We start from the raw sequence: 20,090 nt of genomic DNA, 5'->3' as shown, positions 1-20,090 counted from the left end.
ATTGCCTTGGCCGTGGTGTCGGTCAGCACGTCGAGGCTGCTGATATAGATTGGCCGCGCCCACGTGCACGACGTATCGACCGTGACGAACTCAGCTCGCTCAGTCACGTCGCCAGTCGCGGCGCAGGCGATCAGCAGCATCAGCGTCGCCAAGACTGCCCAAATCCGCGTCCACATCTGCTTTCTCCTTGGCGGCTTGGGCGATCTCGCCTGCCGCAGTGGCGTTGCGTTGTGCACGCTCCGCCTGTTGTTCCGCCCTCGCCTGCTCCTTTGCTCCTGAGCGCCCACGAAAGAATGCCCAAGCCAGCGCGGACAGCAATGCAACCGCTGCCGCGATCCAGCCTTTGAACTTGTTCAGGATTGCCAGCAGGGCCGCAGTCATAGTGCTTTCCTGGCCTTGTGCTTGGTCCACAGCACGTAGGCAGCAGCGGCCACGCTGACGAGCGTCAGGCCGACGATGACAGTACGAATCCAACCGGGCATGCCCTCGGTGTCCTGAGCGCTGCGCTTGACCTCACCGAGCAGCGGTGCGGCCTGGTTAACCAACTCGGCAACTGCAGCAACGCCACCGGTAGCAACAGCAGCGCCTGCAGCCTTGCCTTCAGTCGTAGCCAATACCGCCTTGGGCTTGGTCGGCACGATGCCTGCCAGACGCAAGGCTTCGTCGATCGTCGCATCGTCGTACCAAGTGTTGGCAGTCTTCAGCGGTCCTGGCCCATTCTCATGCCGGATGATCGCCTCGACCATGGGACGCAGGATGCGGTAGTTCTGAAAGTCAAGCTTGGCATCTGGCGAGGCATCCACCAGATTCGCCACCTGATTGATGTATGCCTGCGTATTGTTCTCGCTCGGCGGTGCCCAGCGGCTGATGGCCTGCCGCACGGAGTTGACGTGGTACTTGTCTTGGTAGGTGATCAGCGTCCGAGCGATGGCGCGGATGCCCCAAACCGGCTTTGTGAACACCGCGAACCGGCCATCGGTCTGCTGATTCTGTGGCGCCAGACCCTGCCAGGGATCGCGCAGCTCGATATTTCCTGGGTTCGCGTTCCTGATTCCGCGCGGATTTTGTTTGCTCATTTCTTCGTCCATTCAGAAAGGCCTTTGGGCTGGTCGCCAAGCCGGAACAGCACCTGATCCACCTTAGAGTTCAGGTCCCGCAGATCGGCCCGGTTATCGCTACGCAGTCCGGCGATCTCGCGGGATACCGCTTGCGCTTGCGCCACCTGGGTAGCGTCAACCCGCTTTGCTATTTCCATGGCGCCCTGGGCCGTGTTATCGACACGGGTGATGTAGGAGGTTAGATAGACCAACGATGTGACAAGACCGATCAGCATGGGAATGTTGATGGTCTTGTCGAATCGCCAACTTTGACGCTCGGCCTGCTTGTCGTCGTGCATCACGACCCCGGCGTAATATTGCTGGCCGTCATGATGTCGTTCTCCAAGAACGCCAACATCGTGGCGTACTCGGGGCGGCTCATATCGACGCCTTCAATGTGTACGCGGCCAATTGACCCCGAAAACGCTGCGCTGTACTGTTGACGGCCGATTTTCGGGCGTAATCCTGCGCGAGGTGTCGTCCGCGTCACATCACGCGCGACTTGCACGCCATTGCGCCGCAGAGTCATGCCGCCGGTGGTACTGAATGTCACGGCAGCGAGGAACGGCACGCCATTGGTGAAGCTTCCGGGCGCTTGAATTACTCCGCTTCCTCCATGCGGCGACACCAAATTACCTGACGTGCCCGATACATAAAGTAGCGAGTTCGAAATTGAATTATTGAAGTACGTCGAAATGAGCTGCGCACCAACGGTCATGGACGCCACAATAAGCAGCGTGAACTCATTGTTAGGTAGCGTGTAAAAGTGCTCGTCCGTGGTCAACACTGACAACCCGCTCGTGCCGTCAAAATCAATGCTCGGAGTGCCATTAATCCCCATTCCAGGCTGAATGCTTGCGCTGGAACCCCCCTCCGCGTCCGGGTCACGCACCCAATACGCACCATCTGCGCGGCATCTCCAGGCCCCTTCGCGGACGGTCCCGGTTGGCACATACCACTTTTCATCAGGGTCAATCCACGTAAGGCCCGCCGGATCTCCATTTACATCCGGGATAGACGCGATAGATAGTTCATTCTGCGTCGGGATGGATCGCGCGCCAAACTTACCTTCCATCGAGGACACCTCGAAGTTATAAATTTCCATGCGCCGTTTCATTAGAAACTCTCCGAACTGTGGGGCATATAGGCATAAAGGGCGGAACCGTCCAATGCAGCAGTACCAAAAGGTTTAGTGGCGCGCAGCTGCCCACGCGGCATCTTCGCGGGATCGTCGCGCGTGTCGATGTATTGACTGTTAATGGCGTAGGTCACGCGGCGGAGTGCGCCAGGCACAGGGGTGCTGGCGAGCTGTAGCGTTACCGCGGCCCCGCCGTTGCTAAGCGCCACGCTGGAAATGCTGACTTCCGCGCCAGCGCCGTCATAGACGTTGAATCCCCAGCTACCCGGATCAGTAATGTTTGGGTCGCGCTCAACCGGCAAGGAGGGGAAAAGACGCAATGTCGTCGTGCCGTCGTACTCGATGCAATCCCACAGGAGAACAGGAGAATCCATACGCAAATAGTGTGCTCGGATCAACGCCGTCGCATTGAACTCTCCTTTGATGCCATGGCTGTGAGATGAGCGGTGCAGCAGGTCGCTGCTAAATGGCAGGTGATAGCTGGGCCCAGAAAGAATAAAGTCTCTCGGGCGGCTCTTGCACAGCCGGTAGATCGCCTGCACAGCGCGTCCGATATCCTCAGGAGGCAACGCACCGCGATAGAACGAACTGGGCTGAGCGACCATCCATGGAATGGGCGTCTTCTGACTGGTGTTCGCCACGCAGGCCGCGTTAAACGAGTCCCTCAAATCGATCAGCTGGTCGTCATAGTTCGAATCGCTCATATCTGATTCACCGTGGTCCCAGTCCACGTACGCAACGATCGGCGTCAACCCTTGGGCGCGCAGCAGATCAGCCACCCGCTGCACGATCGCAACTCCATCAATGTAGAGGGGCTGCCCCTCAACCAGAGAATCGATTGATACTCCGCCCCAGCCAAGATTGACCGCGACACATACCGGCGCCACCCCTCGGGAAATCTCCAGCCATCGATAGAACTGATACGCCGCCCCCTCGGTGATGGAAGTCGCTTGACTGGGTACTGTGTTTAGATCGCTGGTGAGAGGCTCGAATCCCGTGATGGTGCTTGCGTCCACTCGCTGGATGGGCTCGCCTTGAGCGCGCTTGCCGCGGTGAATCCCGATATTAGTTTTAAGTAACGTAGCAGGCCACGGATTATCGGTGTACAGCAACTCCTGCGCGCCTCCCGCAACCTGGCCAACACTGTTGCTTTGACCGTTCGTGACCAGGATGTAGGCGTAGTTCAAGCCGCCTCCGATCGTCGTGATCTTGGCAAGAATCTGCTCCGTTGCATCATCACCGCCCACCACTCGGCCAGCGGAATCGACCGTCACATCTTCGACCACGTCCCAAGGATCAACAAGGGGTGCGGCGCTCCCGCGCTGTCGGGTTAATGCAGTTATTTGAGCGTTATCCGCCGATGCTTGAGCCCTTGTCACGTCCTTGCTATTCGCCACCTGCACATCCGACCACTCCCACCCGGCCGCGGTCATCACCCAATCTCCGTTCTTCGCGGGGTCGGCGTCATTTGTCACCCGCCCAAGCGTACCAACCGCCTGCGAGGTGTCGTCCACCATGCGCTTTTCCGATGGGCTGTCATAACTTATATAGACAAGCAAATTGTCATAAGCGGCCGCCCGGTCTGCCGCTTCCTCCGCACGGGAGGCCGCGTCCAAGGCGGTGCCGGGATCGGCAAGCCGCTCGATTTCGGCGTAAGTCTTGCGCGAACGCCCGAGGCGATCCACCCAAACTGGATTGACCAGATCATTCATCGCCGAGTCGAAGTTCTCCGCGTTGTCGTAAACATCCTTCACGGCGGTGCTCGGCACAGGATTGCCAGTTGCGTAAGTCGTCATACTGTCGCCCAATAAAAAAGGCCCCTCGATTGAGGGGCCTGCGTTGAGTCTGGGTTTAATTAGGTTGGAGGGAACTCGTCGTCTGACGCGTACTCTCTGTCGTCGTAGTTCTCGGCTTTGACCGAAACAGCGTTGTTGCCTCTAGGCGCGATGTCGGTAATCCATGCGGGAAAGCAAAATCGCTCGGACACACCGAAATAGGCGTGAGGTAGTTCCATCTTCAGCGTCACCTCGGGCCATGGCGCAGGCAACGGAACGATGACCTCATAATCATCAGAGCCGCGCTCGGCCGGGAATGATCCGGAGAACGTGCCGTCTGGCTTCCTGTATCCAAAGATATGAGACTGCCCTTCCTCCCAGCGCATTTTCTCCGAGAGGCGGACCCGCGCAGAACCGCCTGGCGCTGGACTGATATCCTCGATCAACGCTGACTGCCCGTATCCCGGGATGTCGGCAAACAGCGGGACATAGCTTTTGTATTCGCTGTTGAGCGCGTCCAACTCCGTGCCGAAGCTATAAGACCAGCGCCGGTAACGCATTTGGCGACGCCGCCGCATGCCGATGCGCCAAGCTCTTACGCCATCAAGAACGCCCCTCGCCGTCATCTTTTCGACTTTGGTGAATGCATCGCCAGGCAAGCCGCAGCGCACAACGTCCTTTGTCCAGGTATTCGGGTTCATAAACTCGACCTCGACGCCATCGGCGTCCTCAGGTAATCGAGCGGTGAACTCGCGACGCAGGGGAGCAGTCATGTTCTGAGGCGAATAGGCCTGCTCAAACACAGTACGGACACCCTCGCGGATTGGCCGCACCTTGCCATCGGATACCGTCACTTCCCCCATGCCGGCGGCCACAGCAAGCTGTAGCGCTTCCTTGACCGTTGTCTCGTCGAATACGTAGTCGAGGGTTTCGCCTCTCGAAAACCAAATCGAATGCAGGCGCTGCAGCTCTTCCATATCGATCTGATCATCGGTATAGCCGATCGTGGTCAGGATGTATCGGAAGAATGCCGAAATCTGTCGGGTGGCCTGCGGCTCCGTCCAGGTGTTATCAGGATTCAGCTGCGGTAGGCGGCGTTCTACAACGAGGTTGATCTGATTCTCAGATTGAGCGGCAATCCGACCACCTGAACGCAGCGACACGCTTATGGTCGTCCAGTTTGGATACACAGTGCGAATCGGCAATCTGGCCTTCAGACCGTACCAGTGGCATTTGTCTTGGACCTGCGTGCTTGTGGAATTAGCGGTGATACGACGCATGCGACAAGCCGGCCGGATGGGCGTCGGCAAATCAATGCGTTCCGTAAAGCCGATCTGATCAAGGGTTGCTTCGGTGTAGGTACGCGCGACTGTCGTTCGAACGCCAGTATCTATATCCCGGTATTGCAGTTGCACGTCCACTGTGCGCGACTCGACCTCGCCATCATCGGCCACAAATGCCAGTCCGTTCGGGAAGAAGACATCGAACTCAATGGTGCCGGTCGTTTCGTTACCGGGAACACAGACAAACTCCCCCGTCCACTCACCATAGGCATTGCCGCCCATGTAGCGAACTTTGGCTCCCGAGACCGTTAAGGGTGAGCCCTCGGTTTGGAATCGTCCTGGCGCTACCTGAATCACCGTTTCGCCCGATACCGCGTAGATGCTCCGACTCAAATCGCTGGCGAACCTCAAAATCTGCGCGGCCCCGGGCGTCAATACAATCGGACTTCCTGATCCGACTTGCTCGAGACGGACCGTATAGGTTCCGAGCGTTGTCCCAGCCTCTATGGTTCGGATTCGATATGTCGTGATTGAGTCGAATGCACCCAGGCTGATAATCGCATTCTCAACGAGCATCGCGTCCGGAAGGTGGTGAAACCATCCTGTGATTTCGCTTATCTGGTATCCGGGCTCAGATTCCGTTGGCGGCACGCTGATTGTGACCACCTCATACGGGATGGGATACTCAACCTGCACGATCGAGCCAGGGCCCCAGCCCGGAGGCCATTCACCCTCTAAGCGCTCGATGGCATCCCAATTGAACACGTAGGATGCAGGGTCGGTATTGTTCCGGTTGGCAGACTCCGTTGAAAGCTCAAGACCGGGCGTGCCTGACGACGTGCCCCCTACCTCCTCTGTCTGGTGCCAATGCTCCGATGCATAGTCTCCGACCAGCTCGGCGCCCGGCGGATAAAGCACGTAAGTGGCGTCCTCTCCGAGTGTGTCGAAAGGGGTATCGCCCACCTTGACGTCACCCGACTGGACGCTATAGAGCCCGGGACCGACGCACGCCAGGAACTGTACCCGCTGTTCGCGCTTGTTCTCAAAGAAGCGGTGCGGCGGCGTCAGATACTCTGGATAGCGAATGTGACGGCCGGCGGTTTCGGGCACCACCTCACCGAGTTTCGCCTGATTGGCCTTAGCGTCCACCGTTTGGAGCTGTTTGCCTTGCTCTGGCGAGTTGTAGCTAGAGCTGGCCGTCTTGGGCATCATCCAGCCGAAAACCGCGTTGAAGATCTTGCCGATGATGCTGCCGATCGACTTAAATACACCTCCGCCGGGCGTCACGAACACGCTCACGACAGCTTCGGGGGCAAGTGCATTTTCCCAAGCCTCAGGCGGCACCTCCACGTCATCAATCTTGACAACGATTGGAAGCGATTCACGCTCGCGCCATTCGATCTCGTTTTCGTCCAGGAAGCCCGCGAAGGTATCACCGTTCCATTCGTTCTTTTCCACTGGGATGTCCGGCAGAAAAGTCGAGTAAATATCAATCCGCATAGTAGATAACTCGCGTATAGCGCTCTTCGAACTTGCTGGGACGAGTCAGGCAGGGACCGGTGCCCACATCCGTTTCCAGAATCCACTGACGTCCGTCCGCCTCGACTACAAGGCCCACGTGGACGCACAGTTTTCCGCGCCAGGCGGTAGCTATTGCCCCGGGAGCCCGTGGGGATGGATTGAGCCCATACGATTCCGACACATCACCACAGGCGGAGGTGATTTCTTTCAAAGCGCCGGGCTTGGCCGTAGGACACGACGGCAATAGCGGTCCACCGAAAAGCTCGAAGCGCGCATCTCTCGTCATACCCCAGCAGTCATACTCATCCGGCCCTCTGGCACCCGCGACATAGCGGGTTTTCAGATAGCGCGCGATCATAGATACCTTATGCCTGGCGCAGATTCCGCCGAGTAATAATCTCGTGGCCACCGCGTATTCAGGATGTCGAAAAACCCAGCCTGAAACTGTGCCTCATCACCCTCGAAGGCTCCACCACGCATCGTCATGATTTGCGGCGCGCGAGCAGGAGCCGACTTATCGCTCTCCAGGTACTCGCGATAGATCAGCTTGACCTCAACGTCGCTCTCAAGAGCTGTATCCACATAACGTTGCGCCCGGCCATCGAGCGCTGGGATCCCAAAGGTGAGAGTCTGAACACCCGTCGCGTTCTTGGCAGGAAGCGCAATGCTGAGCGACGTCGCCTGAAACCACACCATCTCGGACGTTTCCAAACCCAGATACTGATCCTCGAACCCGCAGCAAACCCGAATCCATTCGGTAGGAAGTTGAATCTCCAGCGTAGGAATAATCAGCTCTTCGGTCGGCGCCGAGGCAAAAACCGTTTTGAGAATAGTCATGCTTCTGGCCACTCCCGGTTCATAGCCAAATCGAATATGTCAGCGTGGATGATGTAATCCGGCAGCAAAGCCCAGTCTTCTGGCAACAGCGGGCGTTCCCATGCTTCCATTTCCGCTGAGATGAGCCACCGGTTCAAGCCGAATTCATCGGGCCCGGCATACATGTCGACAAATCGGCACACCAGGACTGACTGCCCCAGCGGCGTCCGTCGTGGCATGTTGAACCACTCGGTGCCGTCATTCAGATTGACTTTGAACCAAAGCTCAAACGCAGCCGCCTGGGCATCAGTGAAAATGAAGCTATAGCTACCGATGCTGGGGACGCTCGAGAATTTCCGACGCTGCCGGGCTCGGCCAGACTCCATCGTGGTCCGAGAGAACGGCTGCACGTGACGGTTAGTCTTTCCCTCACGAAGCGGGTGTGGCAGCCCTTCTGGGTAATAGATATCCGTTTGAATCATGCGAATATCCCAGCGACTCGGTATAGTCTCAATAGTCGAATCCAATGTTCGGCGAGACCCATATAAATGCTGCTCATCGCGGCTTACTCCGCACAGGAAGACAAATGGAAAACATGAATGAACTGCAAAAGCGCGTGGATGACCTGGAAGAGCGAGTCAAAGGCTTGCAACTCGGCCTGCACAACCTTGTGATATCCATTTGTGCACGCGGCTCGATAGATATATCGGCAGTCGCGCAGAGCTACAAAAAGCTGAACGAGGCGACTCGAGAAACCTTCGGTCTTGCAGGACTACCATCTGGAGAGGCGATGGATGCGATAGGCACGGTTCTTGAAGCCTCTGGAGCGGCAGTTGATAAGGCCCTCCAGCAGCGTGACAATCCCTTATCAAAAGACGCTCAATAGCCCCGCCTTTTCCATCCGAAATGGCCTTTGCCGCCATTAGATATCGGCCCATCGCCAGCGAAATCCGACAGGATGACGTCAGTTATGTACTGATCATCAACTTGTCGGTTTTCGACGCGGGTCCCAGGCGGGGCGTTGTGGACGTTTACAACGATGTTTGGAGCAGCGGCGGCCTTGCCGCCCGTGGCCTCCTTGTTGCTTACAACCTCCCCACGGCTGTTTGGCAATAAGTACTGCCGGCCACTGGCAGTATTCAGTATCTCTGGAGCACCGTTTTCATTGACCCGATACATCTTCGTCGCGTCGACAGAGCCGCCGTACTGCCGGCCGCCGTAGCTTGCTGCGCTGATGGCCGATACAACTGACATCACCTGGGGAGTGGTCGCTGCGACGGCGGCAAGGTTCGCCGGGAAAGGAGCCGAGTTCCACGCCTTCGATATGGCGCTGTAGGCGTTCACCGTAGCGTCTGCTATCGCAAATGCCTTGGAAGCAGCAAACATCGCCTTAAAGATGCCCGATTGTTCCCCCTGAGACTGACGGAGAATATCGGCCATCGCCCCGAAAGCATCGCTCGCAGAAGAAAGGATTACCGAGTTCTTTGCCTGCTCGATCTGCGCCATGCGGTCAGCGTGCTGTTGCGCGGCCTCCTGCTCTAGTTGGTCATAGGATTTCTGCGTCTGAATCTGGAGTTCTCGCGCGGCAGTCAGCCGCTCCAACTGCTCGGCGTACCGCTTTTGCTCCGCCTGGGCCTCAGCGTCGTAACGCGCTACTTGGTCATCAAAGGCGCCGCCAGACAGCGGAGACACATCACCCATGATGTATTGGTCCGCGTCCTTGGCCGTATCGCCGAACTTCTTCCGTTGTTGGTTCTTCTGGTCGATCTCATAGAGCGTCTTCGCCATGCGCTCAAGATCGGCGATTTGCTGAGGCGTGGCGAAGCTCGACAGCTGATTCTTGGCTTTCGCTACTGCAAGGGCCTCACCGCTCAGCGCGGCAAGTTGCAATTCGCGAGCCATATCGGCGAGGACTTCTCGATCCTTTTTGCGAGCCTCAATTGATGCCTTGGTTGACTCCTTAATGCTTTTTTGGGCGTCGCTATTTCGGTAGATAGCCTCGGCGAGTTTCTCCGCCTCTGCGCGCTCTTCGGCGGTCGCACCTGCGCCGAGCTTTTGAACGGCCGCCAGTTTCGCGCGCTCAACGCCCTGCAATTTCGATAGAGCGAGCTCCTCCCGCAAGTCTTGCAGTCTTTTTTTGACCTCAGGATCGGCGGCTGGGGAGGCGGAAGCGCCGCCAGTGGACGAGCTTTGCTTTCCGCGACGCTCGATTTCTTCGTTGATCTTGCTTAGTGCCTCTTTCGCAACGTTAAGCTGCTCGCCGTATTGCTCCACTTCGGCGCGCTGCTCCACAATCGATCGCGTGGCATTGTCTAGACCCTTCGCATCTACGCCGCGGCCGAGCTGGTCAGAAAGCGCGCTGTAATCACGCTCCATCCCCCGCAAAACATCGCTGGCCTCTTGCGCCCTAAGCTGAACCTTCTCGATCGCCTCTTCTGCCTGCTGGCGACGAAGGCGCAACTGGGCCTCGCCCAGCTTGTCAATCGCATTGGTTAGCGAATTAACATCCGGAACTGCATTGCGCGCGTTATCACCAAACAGTACGAAACCAGCGGCGGCCGACGCCACTAAGGCAATAATGCCAGCGGGCCCACCCAGCAAGGTGAGAAGGCCGCCACCGGCTGCTACATAAGCGCGCTGGGCCGCCGAAAGCGCCGTCTGGGCCGCCGTATGACGTGCTGCTGCGACCGCTGCAGCAGAGTGCGCCCCGCCGAGCCGAGCAGTAGCTGCCGTTTGGGTAGCCGCTGCAGCCGCTGTCCTTTCCTCTGCAATCGCCAGTTTCAGTTGTTCAGCGGCGTGGATGCGCGCCTGAATCGCCGCTTTCGCGTTGCCTAATGACGATGCGGTCAGGCCTGCAATGTATTTTGCCAGCGCGCCAGCGCCCGCCACCGATAGCGCTTTGACGATGAAGTCGATATTTTCGCCCAGAGCTATGATCGACGACGACAGCAACCCGGTCGCGCCATAGGCGTTGTTCGCTTCGCCTACATAGACTGACAAGTTATTGCTGAGATTGCGGAATGCATCCTTTAGGGTGGTCGCCATTCCATCCGCAGCGGCCTTGTTCTCGTCCAAAGCCCCACGGAGACCCTCCGTCAGCATCTGGGCAGTGATGCCCCCGGATACCCCCAGCTCGCGAATCTCCTGAGAAGTTTTTCCAGCCGCGGTCGCAATATCGTTTACGACCGTCGGAACCGCCGCGATCAACGACTCCCACCCATCGGCCTCGACCTTCCCTTTGTTGAGCGCCTTGGTGAACGCCGATACTGCGCTATTGGCTCGGTCTACGCTCGTCGCGTTCTTGACGAACGAATAGCTCAGGGAGTCTGTGATATCAAGGGCTTGCTCGGTGTTGTACCCAAGCGATCGCACAGAGTCGGCCGTGAGGATGTAGACCTCCTGTGCCTCGGACAGGGCGCGATACGTCTTGTTGGCCGTAGTCAACAGGCGCGACTGTACCAACTCATATTCTTCGGTCGAGGAGGTCGCCATGCGCACGCGCTCGGCCATCTCGTTGTAGGCCTCGGCCATTTCGATTAGGCCTCGGACGCCCTGGATGCCGATAAGCGCGCCCATCACGCGTGCCAGATTCGCGACGTTGCTTGACGCCGCCGAGCTTTCGCGCCCAAGACTTCTGACGGCCTGCGCCGTCTTAGTCATCTGAAATTGAGATTGACTGGCAGCCTTATCGGTGCGCTTGAACTGTCTTTCCAGATTGTCGAGCGAAGTTTCGCCGTCGGTCGTTGCCGTCAGGAGTTTGGCTGTATCTGCCTCTACGGTGTAGTAGATGGCGCCTACGCTTTCAGCCATTAATGAACTCCTCGATTTCTATTGCGAGCCGCCTCGACGCGCTCAAACCAATCCATCGTCGCCTGGTGCTGCTCTTTGGTGGGAGCTTTCGCGCCGGGCGACGTACCTTCTGGGCGCGGGAACTTGGCCCGGAGCGCTCCGACCAGGGCTGTCATCGTCGTATTCCAAGCATCCCGCTCAGACAATCCGAGATGCGCCATAGCGATCGAAACATGCAGGCGCGCATCGAACTCCGTGACGTATTCCGGCTCTCCGTCGCTTGGCTTGCGCTCCAACTCCGGCAGATCGCCCGCAATGCCGTGTCTAAGCAGGCAGCGGGCCAAATGAATCACGTTCTCTGGGGGCATGGCGCCGCGCACATAACCTGATTGCGACCAATGTCCCACTAACCCATCAATCTCCTCTTCCGTGCAGGCGTAGATGGTGGCGAGCGCATCGCTAAACCGCTCTTCGGACTCGCCACCCATGACGCTCGCAAAAACTCGGACGATTTCCTTGGGGTCACCCAGGCAAGACATCGCGTAAAGGGACGGGCGCAGCACAATCGTGCGCTCGCCCCAATGAACGCCGATCTCTCCAATGCTGGTGAGGATCATGGATTACGCAGCGGTGACCGTAACGGCGCAAGTGTCAGTTTTGGTCGAGTCTGCCGTACTGGTGGCGGTGATAGTTGCGGTACCCGCGCTTACACCAGTCACCACGCCAGACGAAGCAATGACTGTCGCAACTGCTACGTCACTAGAAGCCCACGAGACGGCTTGGGTCGCGCTAGTCGGCAGCACGACAGCCTCGATGTCATAGGTGTCGCCAATCTCCAGTGATAGGGTAGACGGCACGACTTCCACGGACGTCACAGCGGGAGCATCAGGATTCGGCGTGTCTTCGACTATGAGTCCGGCATCCGATGAGGTGGCTTCGAGTTCGATGCTGTACGTCGCTACATCGTCGTACGGTGCCGACCGACCGAACGAAGCCATACGCGTGTAGGCAATGAACGTAAGGTCGGGATAGGTTAGGCGCGTCCAGATATTGGGCTGCCCACCCGTTGCGACCGGGTTGAAAAAGTGCTTGGTCAGCTCTTTGAGATTCTCGCCACTCGGACCGGTATTGACCAAGGTGCCATCGCCCGAAACGGAGAACGCGAGGAACGTGGATAGATTCTCGCGCAGGTTGCCAATGGAGTCGTCCGCAGTGCCGTCCGCGGCATCCCATTCGGCACTGAAATCCTTGGTTCGCATCGATCCCAAGCGTTTCCATTCGCTGGGTGTCGGCAACGTGTCGCCGCAGCCAATCACATATTCCAGAACAACGTCCCGGCCTACGTACTTCTTGTTTTTACACACAGCCATATCGGCCTCCTTCAAATCAGTTAAAAAATCACCTGAAAATCCAGGCTCATCCAAGGCCTGTTTTCGGTTGTGTAGGCGGGGCCGGCAGGCTCGCCAATCGCCAATACCGATGCGGCCCCACAAGGCAACAGATCGCCCTGCACGGCTTGCATCAGTAATTCCATGTCTGTTTGGATATCGGCGGCGTACTGCCGGCCGCTTTGTGGCCCCAGGAGCAACACTCGAAACCTGGGGCGACGGTCGTCGACGTCCGGCTGAGGGCCGCCCATCGCGTAGATCGCGGCGATCCGCGCCGTCACCAACGCTGGGCTATCGACCCACATGCCCCGGCTGTATTGGTATTTCGTGCCGAGAATCAGTCTCAGCCATTCGACGAATTCATCAAACACCGTATCGCCTCTTTAATATGGCCGGGATAGCGGGTTTGATTTCTTCGAAACCCTTCGTCAAGAACTCCGGCTCGGCGTTGGGATCCCAGAAATCGCCACGGCCAGGGTTATTAGGATCGCGAGGCAAGCCCTTTAGCTTTCCTGGTGCATCATGGACATACTCGGCATAGCCGGCGGAATAGCCGACCTGGCCTGAAACCCTGCCTTGCTTGACATCGATCTGCGGGGCGTACTGGCTATTCACCAGATTGCCTGTGTCCTGCGGCGTCATAACCTGCGCTTGGGCAGCTCCTGTCGCCAGGATCTCGTACACAGCGCCTTCGGTCGTACCTTCCGCGATCTGAGCGACCTTCACCTTGAGATTTCGCCTGACTCGCTCAATACCCTTGACCGGCATCACGTCACCAATTTGAAATCCATGGAGTCCTGGAACATATTCATGTCCCACGACGTCCTTGATCGAACCTCTTGCCACTCTTCTGAGTCGCCCAAGCGGATCATGTCGAGGTATTTAGGCCGGGCGTCCTCGGTGTAGATGACGTGCCGGCTGATGAACTCAGCACCATCGTCCGCTCGTTGTTGCGTGCTTTCCGCAATCCAATTGCACGCGATCGTGTACTCGGGCCCATAGACGGTCACGCCAGACATGAGGTCGATCGATAAGAAAGGCTTCACGGTGGCGGTGTTGGCATAACTCCAACGTGCGATCTCAGACATTCGTCACCTCAGTCGCACATGCATCCACCGCGAGCCGTCCATAGGCCCGCGTAGGCCTTCTTGGTCGGATCTGGCGGTATCAGGCCATCGGTGCAGCCGTACTTGTCCAGGCCGCGCAGCAGACTGAGCTGGCCATTCCATCGATCCGTGAAAGACAGATATCGGAACGACCGGCTAGCGCCTGAAGGAGCTGTCTGGCTGCTGATGTACCGGTCGCCCTGCCCTAAGGCCATCAGACTCACCAGGTACAGCATGATCAGCAGCCCCGTGGACGGCGAGTAATGCTCGTTCAGGCAATCGATGATGCTATTGGCCTGGTCTACAAGAGCCTGAAGCAAGAAATCAGGCAGGACTATCCCTTGTGACGCCAGGTATTCACGTGCCTGTTCTAGGGTCAAGGGATCCATGCCTGATTCCAAAAATAAAGAGGCCCCACCAAGGCGGGGCCAAAAAGAAACCGCCCTAAAGCGGCTTATTCAGTTGGGAACAATGCTTTCAACTCATCGGGCGGCAGTAGCGCGCCCAACTCATCGGCACTCTTTCGGCCATCGAAGTCGATCTTCAATTCCTTCAGCTTGGCGATGATCTTGCCTTTGCGCTCTTTTTCGCCCGTTGCGGCGGCCGGAGAAGCTGCCTCGAGCTGGACCGTGGAATCCGCCTTGCGCACGCGAGTGCGATACAGCGGATGGTTGGCCTGCTCTTCAGTCAGTTCCAGCACAGAACCAATCGGGATCACCTTGACGCCGATGATCTTGCGCGTCGTAATGTATTTGGACTTTGCCATGACTCCCCCTTACGCCGCCGAGGCGTACAGAACACCCGAACGCCCCTGAGCGTCCGCTTTGACCTGCAGGCCGGACGCCGACCATACCAGCACATGCCAATCGTCCATAGGCGTGACACGCGGGATGGGGGTCGTAGTGACGGGCATACCGACGATCGGACGGATGTATTCGCTGGACAAGATGATGCCCATGAATTCGTTGCCAGTTAGCGCGTCGGTGCGCTTGAAGCCAGCAATACCAGGAGTGCGCATCAGCGCGGCCAGAATGGTCTCCGTGCTGTCGCCAGTCGGATTACGCAGGCGCAGCAGGTTAAACCAGATGTCGTCCGACAGGTAGAAGGTGACGTTCCCGACAGCATTGTTCCCGGCACCCTGCATCGCCTTCAGCGCGGCTACAAACACATCGTAGGCTTGCTGGTAGGTGACCGTTGGGCTGGTCAGATCGACGTTCAGGCCAGCGGCGCCCAGATCCAACGCAATGGTGTTCGGGTGCGACTTGATGCCATAGGACACGTAGCCTTTGTAGGCCAGATCCGGCGTACCGTTGGCGAAATCGTCCGCCATATCGCGGCGAACAAAGCGAACCGCGGCAGCCTGATCGTCAAGCAGGGCGTCATACCCTTCGGAACGCATGCCCTCCAGCTCACGCCACACGCGACCAACCTGGGTAGAGTGCACCAACACCAAGGCGCCGTCATAGTCGTAGCTGACATGGTTCACCGGCTTGCGGTGCTGCCCGTCGATACTGCGACGGACTTCCAGCTCATCCGCACCGTAGCGGCGGTACTCGCTGACGATCTTGCCGATATGCACGTTCCGAGCCAGGGGCATCAGATCGTTCATCAGGACGCCGCCCTCGTCGGACAGCATGAGTGCCTTGGTCTGCGTATCGAAATCGCGCCATACGTCTGCCGGGATGCGGGCGTCATTCACCTCCAGGCCAGCAGCCTGCATCAGAGCGGTTTCATGATCCCAGTTCGCGGAGCGTGAGTTCGCGATGAACAGGTGTTGTTTGCGAAGGCCGGCGTTAACTTCCAGGCCTTTCTTATCTACGAAAAAAGCCATTTGGGCCTCCTTAGCGGATCTTGATGGGAACGAGCTGATCCAGCACCGACGTGGTCGGCGTGGTGCCCGGGAAAGCTTTAGCCGGCGCGTCGATATACGCGTGGATGGGGCCATCGGCCACAGCCAGAGCAAAGCGGCCGTCTGCGTCAATCGCCAAAGGCGCATCGTCCACAATCGCCACACCTGCAGCCATACGGCCGGCCATCAGGTCAGCCGAGCGCGGCGTGTACAGACGCATCGAGGAGCCGCCGCCGACTTGGTTGTCGTCGACCGAACCATGCAACTGCTCGCCGATCAAATACCAGAAGTCTCGCTCTCCGGTAATGCCCTTTTGGACCGTCATCCCGCCTGCAGCGGTGGTGATCGTCACTGCGGTGCCTGGCAGATAGGTGCCGGTTGCGGGCGCGTCAACTTCCCGAGTCTCGGGCGTGGTGCGGTGTACGCCACCGCGGTAAATCTTGTTCCATTTCACAGCCATGATCAGGCCTCCTTATTCCGGAACTTCGTCGAATTTGGGCTTGTCGCTACGGTTGCTAGCCAGGCCGGAACCAATCGGGGCCGCCTCGCCAATTTGCTTGAAGGCAGCGTCCAGGGCTTCACCCTGCAAAGCGTTGGCCACGACTTCTCCCAATTTCTCAGCCACGGCCTTGCGCTTGTCAGCCTCTTCGGCGCGCTGATTGGCAGTCAGTTGGTCTGATAGTTGTTTGTGGTTAGCTTGCAGGCCCTCAACCTTTTCACTGAGCGGCTTCATCGCTTCCGAAACAACTTCGTTCACGATGGGTTTCATAGCGGCGCCGAATTCCTTAACCATTTCGGCCCGTTCTTCGGGGGTCAGAGGCATATCGCCCTCCTTATTTGCAGCAGGCCGGGCCTGCGGGTTGAAAAACTGCTTGATCTTGCTGAGTTTGTTGACGACCGTGGCAACCCAAGATTCCTGTCGAACTACAGGGGTTCCCATATCGTCAAAAATGATCTTTCCGCCTTCCGACGTGTACCCATAAACCTCGGACACTCCGCCGTTGCGCACAACCACCGCTTGGCTGTCTGTAAAGTCCGCCACCCAGGCATACTCATCGGCACCAGTAGCAAAACGCTCCTTCGCTGCTCGGTCCAGTCGGGCCTCGCGCTCGCGGAAGGATTCGCCGACCAGAACGCCAGAGTTCGCCTTGATAGGCACAGCCTGATCGGCGTTGACCATCAGGCCTACGCCCTGCTCTGGGGTCGCTGCTCCCACTTCGTCCAATAGAATCGCGTCGTGATCAAAGCTATGGATTTTGGCTACAGCCTGGTATTCGGCACCTTGAGGCGGCTCGTGCTGCTCAATGAAGGCTGCGACGCTGGTGTGGATCGGCGGGACGTCTTCGCCCTTCTCCATGGCTTCCAAGCGCTCTAAGGTGCGCCGGCCGTTTTCTGTGGTTTGAGCCACAGATACGTCCAACCACTTTTCCATGTAGACCCGGTTGCCGGTCAGCTTGGCGTTGCGGTTCCAGGCGCCAATATGGCCTGCGTTGATTCCCTCGGGGCTACGAGCAGAAACAAACTGCCCGTCTAGGGTGGGATGACCAAAGGGCGCAAGCGTGCCATCCAGGGTCTGATACGTGCGCAGGATCTCATCCCGCGGGTACATGATGCCGTTCATGACGACATCGAACGGCAGTGTGTACGAAGGGATAACCCAATGCTCCCGACCGTTGTACGTCTCGCGCCGGATGGCCTGGCTGTTCACCTTCGTGGTGATGTTTACCTGCATCGGCATCTCTATTCCTCCGTCCAAGCGCCTTTGCCCTTGGCTTTCATGACTTCGTAGTTCTTGCGAGCTCGATCAACGATGGAAGGCACGAGCGGCTTGCCCTCGTCGTCAACCAGCACAGTCACCGTGCTGCATTTGCAATTGATCGAGTTTGCGTCTTTGGCCCACCACTCCCGCTGCTGGTCAGTAGTGAAAAGCTTTGCGTGCCGGCTAGCGTGCGTCGGTCGGGTAGTTGGACTCAGTGCTGACATATGCATCTGCTTAGCCTGCGTTCCATACCGGTCGGCAGCATCATCGGCCTCATCGAGCCGAGCCCGCCGCAAAGCCGTCGAAACCTCTGTTCGAGCGATTCGGTTTGCCCTGCCCTCGCTGATTCTGGTCTGCTCTGTTAGGTTGGTGGCAATTTCACGCGGATTGAGCCCGCGAGCCAGGCCGTCTGACAGAACTCGGCTCATATCGGCCCGGACGCTGCCGGACAGACCTTCCATTTCTTCGAACTCGCGAGCTCGTAGCAACGCGATGCGCGCTTGGTATGGCTCACTGCTAATTAGGCTCAGGAGGCTCTGCCTCCCCGCTTTGTAGGCCTCGTATTGCTGCGCAAGGTTAGCGAACTCCTGAGCCGTTCCCCGCTGATAGGCGACGCCCACATAGGTCTCGAAGAACCATAATTGGCTCTCTCCGCCTTCAAGCAAGACGCCATCGACAAACGTCGCCAAGCCATCAAATACCGCCCTCAATAGTCCCTGATCTAGACGAAACGTGTAGGCCTTATTAACAACTGGCTCAGGTGAAAAGCTGTCGATCGCATCGATGTACGCTCGCCTGATGCGGCGCAGACGTTTGGCAAAGTCATTGATTGCGCCACGCTCTAGCTTGTCGACTCCGGTAGGGTCACTGACGCTTGACGGCAGAATCGGCGCTCTTGCCATTAATGAATCCGACCCGTCAAACAGGCGGCAATCGACTGCAGGTCGACCACGCAGCAGGTGTCGCACACCTCGCGCCCATCCTCAAGCTGCCAGCCATCCTCAGGCCCGGAACCGCAGTAGAGATCGCCGCCGCAATCCGCGCACTTTTTCCCGATCGCCTGCGGCGCAGCGATCCGATCATTCTTTTGCAGGATCGCCATCTTCGTCCTCTTCATCGTCCACGTCCGGCAGCGGTTCTATCTCCTCGAGCGGGTCATATCCAGCGGCCTCACGGATCTCGCTACCAGTGAAGATCAGTTCTCCCGTGCCAAGAGACGAGGTATTGATTTCGCTCATCGTCTTTGCGCTGGCCAGCTTGTCGGCCTGGGTCGCTTCCGTCAGGTCATCCCACATGACCGTATATTCCTGGACCTTGTTCACTACGCCGATACGCATCAGGTGGGCAAACATGTCCGATATCTCGTATGAGAGATCCGGCCGGCGCCCCTGACAGCGGGCGTTCATGTACTTTTGATCTTCACTGCTGGCCCGCTCACCCGTCTGCATGCCAACAATGACCTTCGTGGGAATGTCTACTGCTGCGGCCGCCGTCTGAAGGTTGACGTCATATGTCGGGGTCGGGTCAGATACGGGACTGACCAGGGGCGTCACGGTGGCGCCCTGAGTGATCATTAGCGTATCGTTGCCGCGATTTAAGTCGCGAGCCGCCTCATTGAATCGTTCCTGGAACTGCGCAAAGTCAACACCGTAGGCGTCAGCGATTGCCCTTAGGTCAATTTCCTTATCGAAATTAACCCCGAGTTGGCGCGCTGCGTTCTTGAGGAACGACTCGCCGCTTCCGCCCTCCACCTTTTCCAGGCTAACAAAGGCGTTGTACGCGGGCTCCAAGAAGCCAATTGCATCAGCCCGCCAATCGCCCAGAATAAACACGCGATCCGGATGGACCTCCCGCACGATCTGTTGGCCGCCAGCGCCGTCCGCACTGACATGTACTTCTGTGTACTGCCACATCGTCGGCAGCCCAAACGTATCCGGCTGGCGCTCATCATCGCCAAAACGAATTGGCTTAAGACTTCCGGCCCAGGCAGGAATAATGTCGACCAGCTCTTTTGAGCGCTGATCAACTGGCTGGTTCCAGGGCTTGCTATCGCGCAAGCGGAGCAATAGGCCAGAATATCGACCCACCAGCCTACGCCGGTCAGCTTCCGCGAACTTGCGCCAGAAGCGTCCGCCCTTGAAGAGTGGCTTTAGACCTTGCTCCCAGGCCGTTTCGCCCTTGGCATTGTCCTGGTCATCGCCCTCGATCAACCAGGGGTTGGTCTTCCAGCAGCCTCCGATGATCTTCTCGACCACGCCATGCGCAATTCCACCCCGTCGGTAAAGCTTGTAGAAATCAGCGAAATCCAGCGACTCAGGGAAGCCATACTCACACCAGGCCTGCGGACGCTTATTGTCTATCCCCTGGCCGCCCATGAGGTTGCTCATACGGGCGCGCGCCAGCCGGTAGTCATTCAGCGCCTGATTGACTGCCAGTTGAAGTTTGTCCGTCGTCATGCCTATTCCGATTTAAGGATCAGCCCTGTTTTGTCGTTCTCTCTGATGAGCTCGACGGTTGATAAGGCCGAATCTCGCCAGACTCGAGTTCCCTCAGGGCCAGCGTTTTCCAC

General features: G+C 58.0%; 24 protein-coding genes. 1 reads left to right on the top strand and 23 read right to left on the bottom strand.

Annotated features, from left to right (window positions below; all coding sequences use genetic code 11):
- Positions 1 to 99: 99 nt before the first annotated feature.
- From CAL20_RS09935 to CAL20_RS09895, 9 genes are read right to left on the bottom strand one after another with little or no spacing between them, the layout of a single operon-like run.
- Positions 100 to 381 carry a hypothetical protein gene (locus CAL20_RS09935; RefSeq protein WP_094837748.1) on the bottom strand — a complete coding sequence of 94 codons (282 nt, stop codon included), beginning with the start codon at positions 379 to 381 and terminating at the stop codon, positions 100 to 102.
- Positions 378 to 1,076 carry a hypothetical protein gene (locus CAL20_RS25590; protein ID WP_179266645.1) on the bottom strand — a complete coding sequence of 233 codons (699 nt, stop codon included), beginning with the start codon at positions 1,074 to 1,076 and terminating at the stop codon, positions 378 to 380. Before CAL20_RS25590 ends, CAL20_RS09935 begins: the two co-directional genes overlap by 4 nt.
- The gene (locus CAL20_RS09925; RefSeq protein WP_094837747.1) at positions 1,073 to 1,396 is read right to left on the bottom strand and encodes a hypothetical protein; all 324 of its coding nucleotides are present in this window, start codon (positions 1,394 to 1,396) and stop codon (positions 1,073 to 1,075) included. Before CAL20_RS09925 ends, CAL20_RS25590 begins: the two co-directional genes overlap by 4 nt.
- Complete coding sequence (locus CAL20_RS09920; RefSeq protein ID WP_094837746.1) at positions 1,396 to 2,214, bottom strand: hypothetical protein; 819 nt, start codon at positions 2,212 to 2,214, stop codon at positions 1,396 to 1,398. Before CAL20_RS09920 ends, CAL20_RS09925 begins: the two co-directional genes overlap by 1 nt.
- Complete coding sequence (locus tag CAL20_RS09915; RefSeq protein WP_143277056.1) at positions 2,214 to 4,031, bottom strand: hypothetical protein; 1,818 nt, start codon at positions 4,029 to 4,031, stop codon at positions 2,214 to 2,216. The genes CAL20_RS09920 and CAL20_RS09915 overlap by 1 nt, the downstream gene beginning before the upstream one ends.
- Positions 4,032 to 4,090: 59 nt before the next feature.
- Positions 4,091 to 6,793 (bottom strand): host specificity factor TipJ family phage tail protein, encoded by a 2,703-nt coding sequence (locus CAL20_RS09910; RefSeq protein WP_094837744.1) that lies wholly within the window; start codon positions 6,791 to 6,793, stop codon positions 4,091 to 4,093.
- Complete coding sequence (locus tag CAL20_RS09905) at positions 6,783 to 7,172, bottom strand: hypothetical protein (protein WP_094837743.1); 390 nt, start codon at positions 7,170 to 7,172, stop codon at positions 6,783 to 6,785. The genes CAL20_RS09910 and CAL20_RS09905 overlap by 11 nt, the downstream gene beginning before the upstream one ends.
- Positions 7,169 to 7,651 carry a DUF1833 family protein gene (locus CAL20_RS09900; RefSeq protein ID WP_094837742.1) on the bottom strand — a complete coding sequence of 161 codons (483 nt, stop codon included), beginning with the start codon at positions 7,649 to 7,651 and terminating at the stop codon, positions 7,169 to 7,171. The genes CAL20_RS09905 and CAL20_RS09900 overlap by 4 nt, the downstream gene beginning before the upstream one ends.
- Positions 7,648 to 8,112, bottom strand: coding sequence for a hypothetical protein (locus CAL20_RS09895; RefSeq protein WP_094837741.1), 465 nt, complete (start codon positions 8,110 to 8,112; stop codon positions 7,648 to 7,650). Before CAL20_RS09895 ends, CAL20_RS09900 begins: the two co-directional genes overlap by 4 nt.
- 104 nt (positions 8,113 to 8,216) lie before the next feature.
- Here CAL20_RS09895 and CAL20_RS09890 point away from each other — a divergent pair, with 104 nt between their 5' ends.
- Complete coding sequence (locus CAL20_RS09890; RefSeq protein ID WP_094837740.1) at positions 8,217 to 8,516, top strand: hypothetical protein; 300 nt, start codon at positions 8,217 to 8,219, stop codon at positions 8,514 to 8,516.
- Here the strand turns inward: CAL20_RS09890 and CAL20_RS09885 are convergent.
- The 14 genes from CAL20_RS09885 to CAL20_RS09820 all read right to left on the bottom strand — a co-directional run bounded on the left by CAL20_RS09885 (position 8,510) and on the right by CAL20_RS09820 (position 19,977).
- The gene (locus CAL20_RS09885; RefSeq protein WP_094837739.1) at positions 8,510 to 11,440 is read right to left on the bottom strand and encodes a tape measure protein; all 2,931 of its coding nucleotides are present in this window, start codon (positions 11,438 to 11,440) and stop codon (positions 8,510 to 8,512) included. The two genes, CAL20_RS09890 and CAL20_RS09885, sit on opposite strands and share 7 nt — an antisense overlap.
- A complete protein-coding gene (locus tag CAL20_RS09880; protein ID WP_094837738.1) occupies positions 11,440 to 12,036 on the bottom strand; it encodes a DUF6246 family protein in 597 nt (198 codons plus the stop codon). Before CAL20_RS09880 ends, CAL20_RS09885 begins: the two co-directional genes overlap by 1 nt.
- Before the next feature lie 3 nt (positions 12,037 to 12,039).
- On the bottom strand, positions 12,040 to 12,789 hold the full coding sequence (locus tag CAL20_RS09875; protein WP_094837737.1) for an Ig-like domain-containing protein: 750 nt from the start codon (positions 12,787 to 12,789) through the stop codon (positions 12,040 to 12,042).
- A 20-nt stretch (positions 12,790 to 12,809) separates the two neighbouring features.
- On the bottom strand, positions 12,810 to 13,178 hold the full coding sequence (locus CAL20_RS09870; RefSeq protein ID WP_094837736.1) for a phage tail termination protein: 369 nt from the start codon (positions 13,176 to 13,178) through the stop codon (positions 12,810 to 12,812).
- Complete coding sequence (locus CAL20_RS09865; protein ID WP_179266644.1) at positions 13,171 to 13,533, bottom strand: HK97 gp10 family phage protein; 363 nt, start codon at positions 13,531 to 13,533, stop codon at positions 13,171 to 13,173. The genes CAL20_RS09870 and CAL20_RS09865 overlap by 8 nt, the downstream gene beginning before the upstream one ends.
- A 41-nt stretch (positions 13,534 to 13,574) precedes the next feature.
- On the bottom strand, positions 13,575 to 13,895 hold the full coding sequence (locus tag CAL20_RS09860) for a hypothetical protein (RefSeq protein WP_094837734.1): 321 nt from the start codon (positions 13,893 to 13,895) through the stop codon (positions 13,575 to 13,577).
- A gap of 8 nt (positions 13,896 to 13,903) precedes the next feature.
- On the bottom strand, positions 13,904 to 14,302 hold the full coding sequence (locus tag CAL20_RS09855) for a DUF7370 family protein (protein ID WP_094837733.1): 399 nt from the start codon (positions 14,300 to 14,302) through the stop codon (positions 13,904 to 13,906).
- Between the two features lie 65 nt (positions 14,303 to 14,367).
- The gene (locus CAL20_RS09850; RefSeq protein WP_094837732.1) at positions 14,368 to 14,679 is read right to left on the bottom strand and encodes a hypothetical protein; all 312 of its coding nucleotides are present in this window, start codon (positions 14,677 to 14,679) and stop codon (positions 14,368 to 14,370) included.
- A 9-nt stretch (positions 14,680 to 14,688) separates the two neighbouring features.
- Positions 14,689 to 15,744 carry a major capsid protein gene (locus CAL20_RS09845; RefSeq protein WP_094837731.1) on the bottom strand — a complete coding sequence of 352 codons (1,056 nt, stop codon included), beginning with the start codon at positions 15,742 to 15,744 and terminating at the stop codon, positions 14,689 to 14,691.
- A gap of 10 nt (positions 15,745 to 15,754) precedes the next feature.
- On the bottom strand, positions 15,755 to 16,222 hold the full coding sequence (locus CAL20_RS09840; RefSeq protein WP_094837730.1) for a hypothetical protein: 468 nt from the start codon (positions 16,220 to 16,222) through the stop codon (positions 15,755 to 15,757).
- A gap of 12 nt (positions 16,223 to 16,234) precedes the next feature.
- Complete coding sequence (locus CAL20_RS09835) at positions 16,235 to 17,500, bottom strand: hypothetical protein (protein ID WP_094837729.1); 1,266 nt, start codon at positions 17,498 to 17,500, stop codon at positions 16,235 to 16,237.
- 2 nt (positions 17,501 to 17,502) lie between these two features.
- Positions 17,503 to 18,423 carry a phage minor head protein gene (locus CAL20_RS09830; protein WP_094837728.1) on the bottom strand — a complete coding sequence of 307 codons (921 nt, stop codon included), beginning with the start codon at positions 18,421 to 18,423 and terminating at the stop codon, positions 17,503 to 17,505.
- Positions 18,423 to 18,623 carry a hypothetical protein gene (locus tag CAL20_RS09825; RefSeq protein WP_094837727.1) on the bottom strand — a complete coding sequence of 67 codons (201 nt, stop codon included), beginning with the start codon at positions 18,621 to 18,623 and terminating at the stop codon, positions 18,423 to 18,425. Before CAL20_RS09825 ends, CAL20_RS09830 begins: the two co-directional genes overlap by 1 nt.
- Positions 18,601 to 19,977 carry an anti-CBASS protein Acb1 family protein gene (locus CAL20_RS09820; RefSeq protein WP_218830702.1) on the bottom strand — a complete coding sequence of 459 codons (1,377 nt, stop codon included), beginning with the start codon at positions 19,975 to 19,977 and terminating at the stop codon, positions 18,601 to 18,603. The genes CAL20_RS09825 and CAL20_RS09820 overlap by 23 nt, the downstream gene beginning before the upstream one ends.
- Positions 19,978 to 20,090: the final 113 nt, after the last annotated feature.

Origin of the sequence: Bordetella genomosp. 4 (assembly GCF_002261185.1) — a bacterium.
GTDB lineage: Bacteria > Pseudomonadota > Gammaproteobacteria > Burkholderiales > Burkholderiaceae_B > Bordetella_A.
This window is presented reverse-complemented; position numbering and strand designations above follow the sequence as displayed.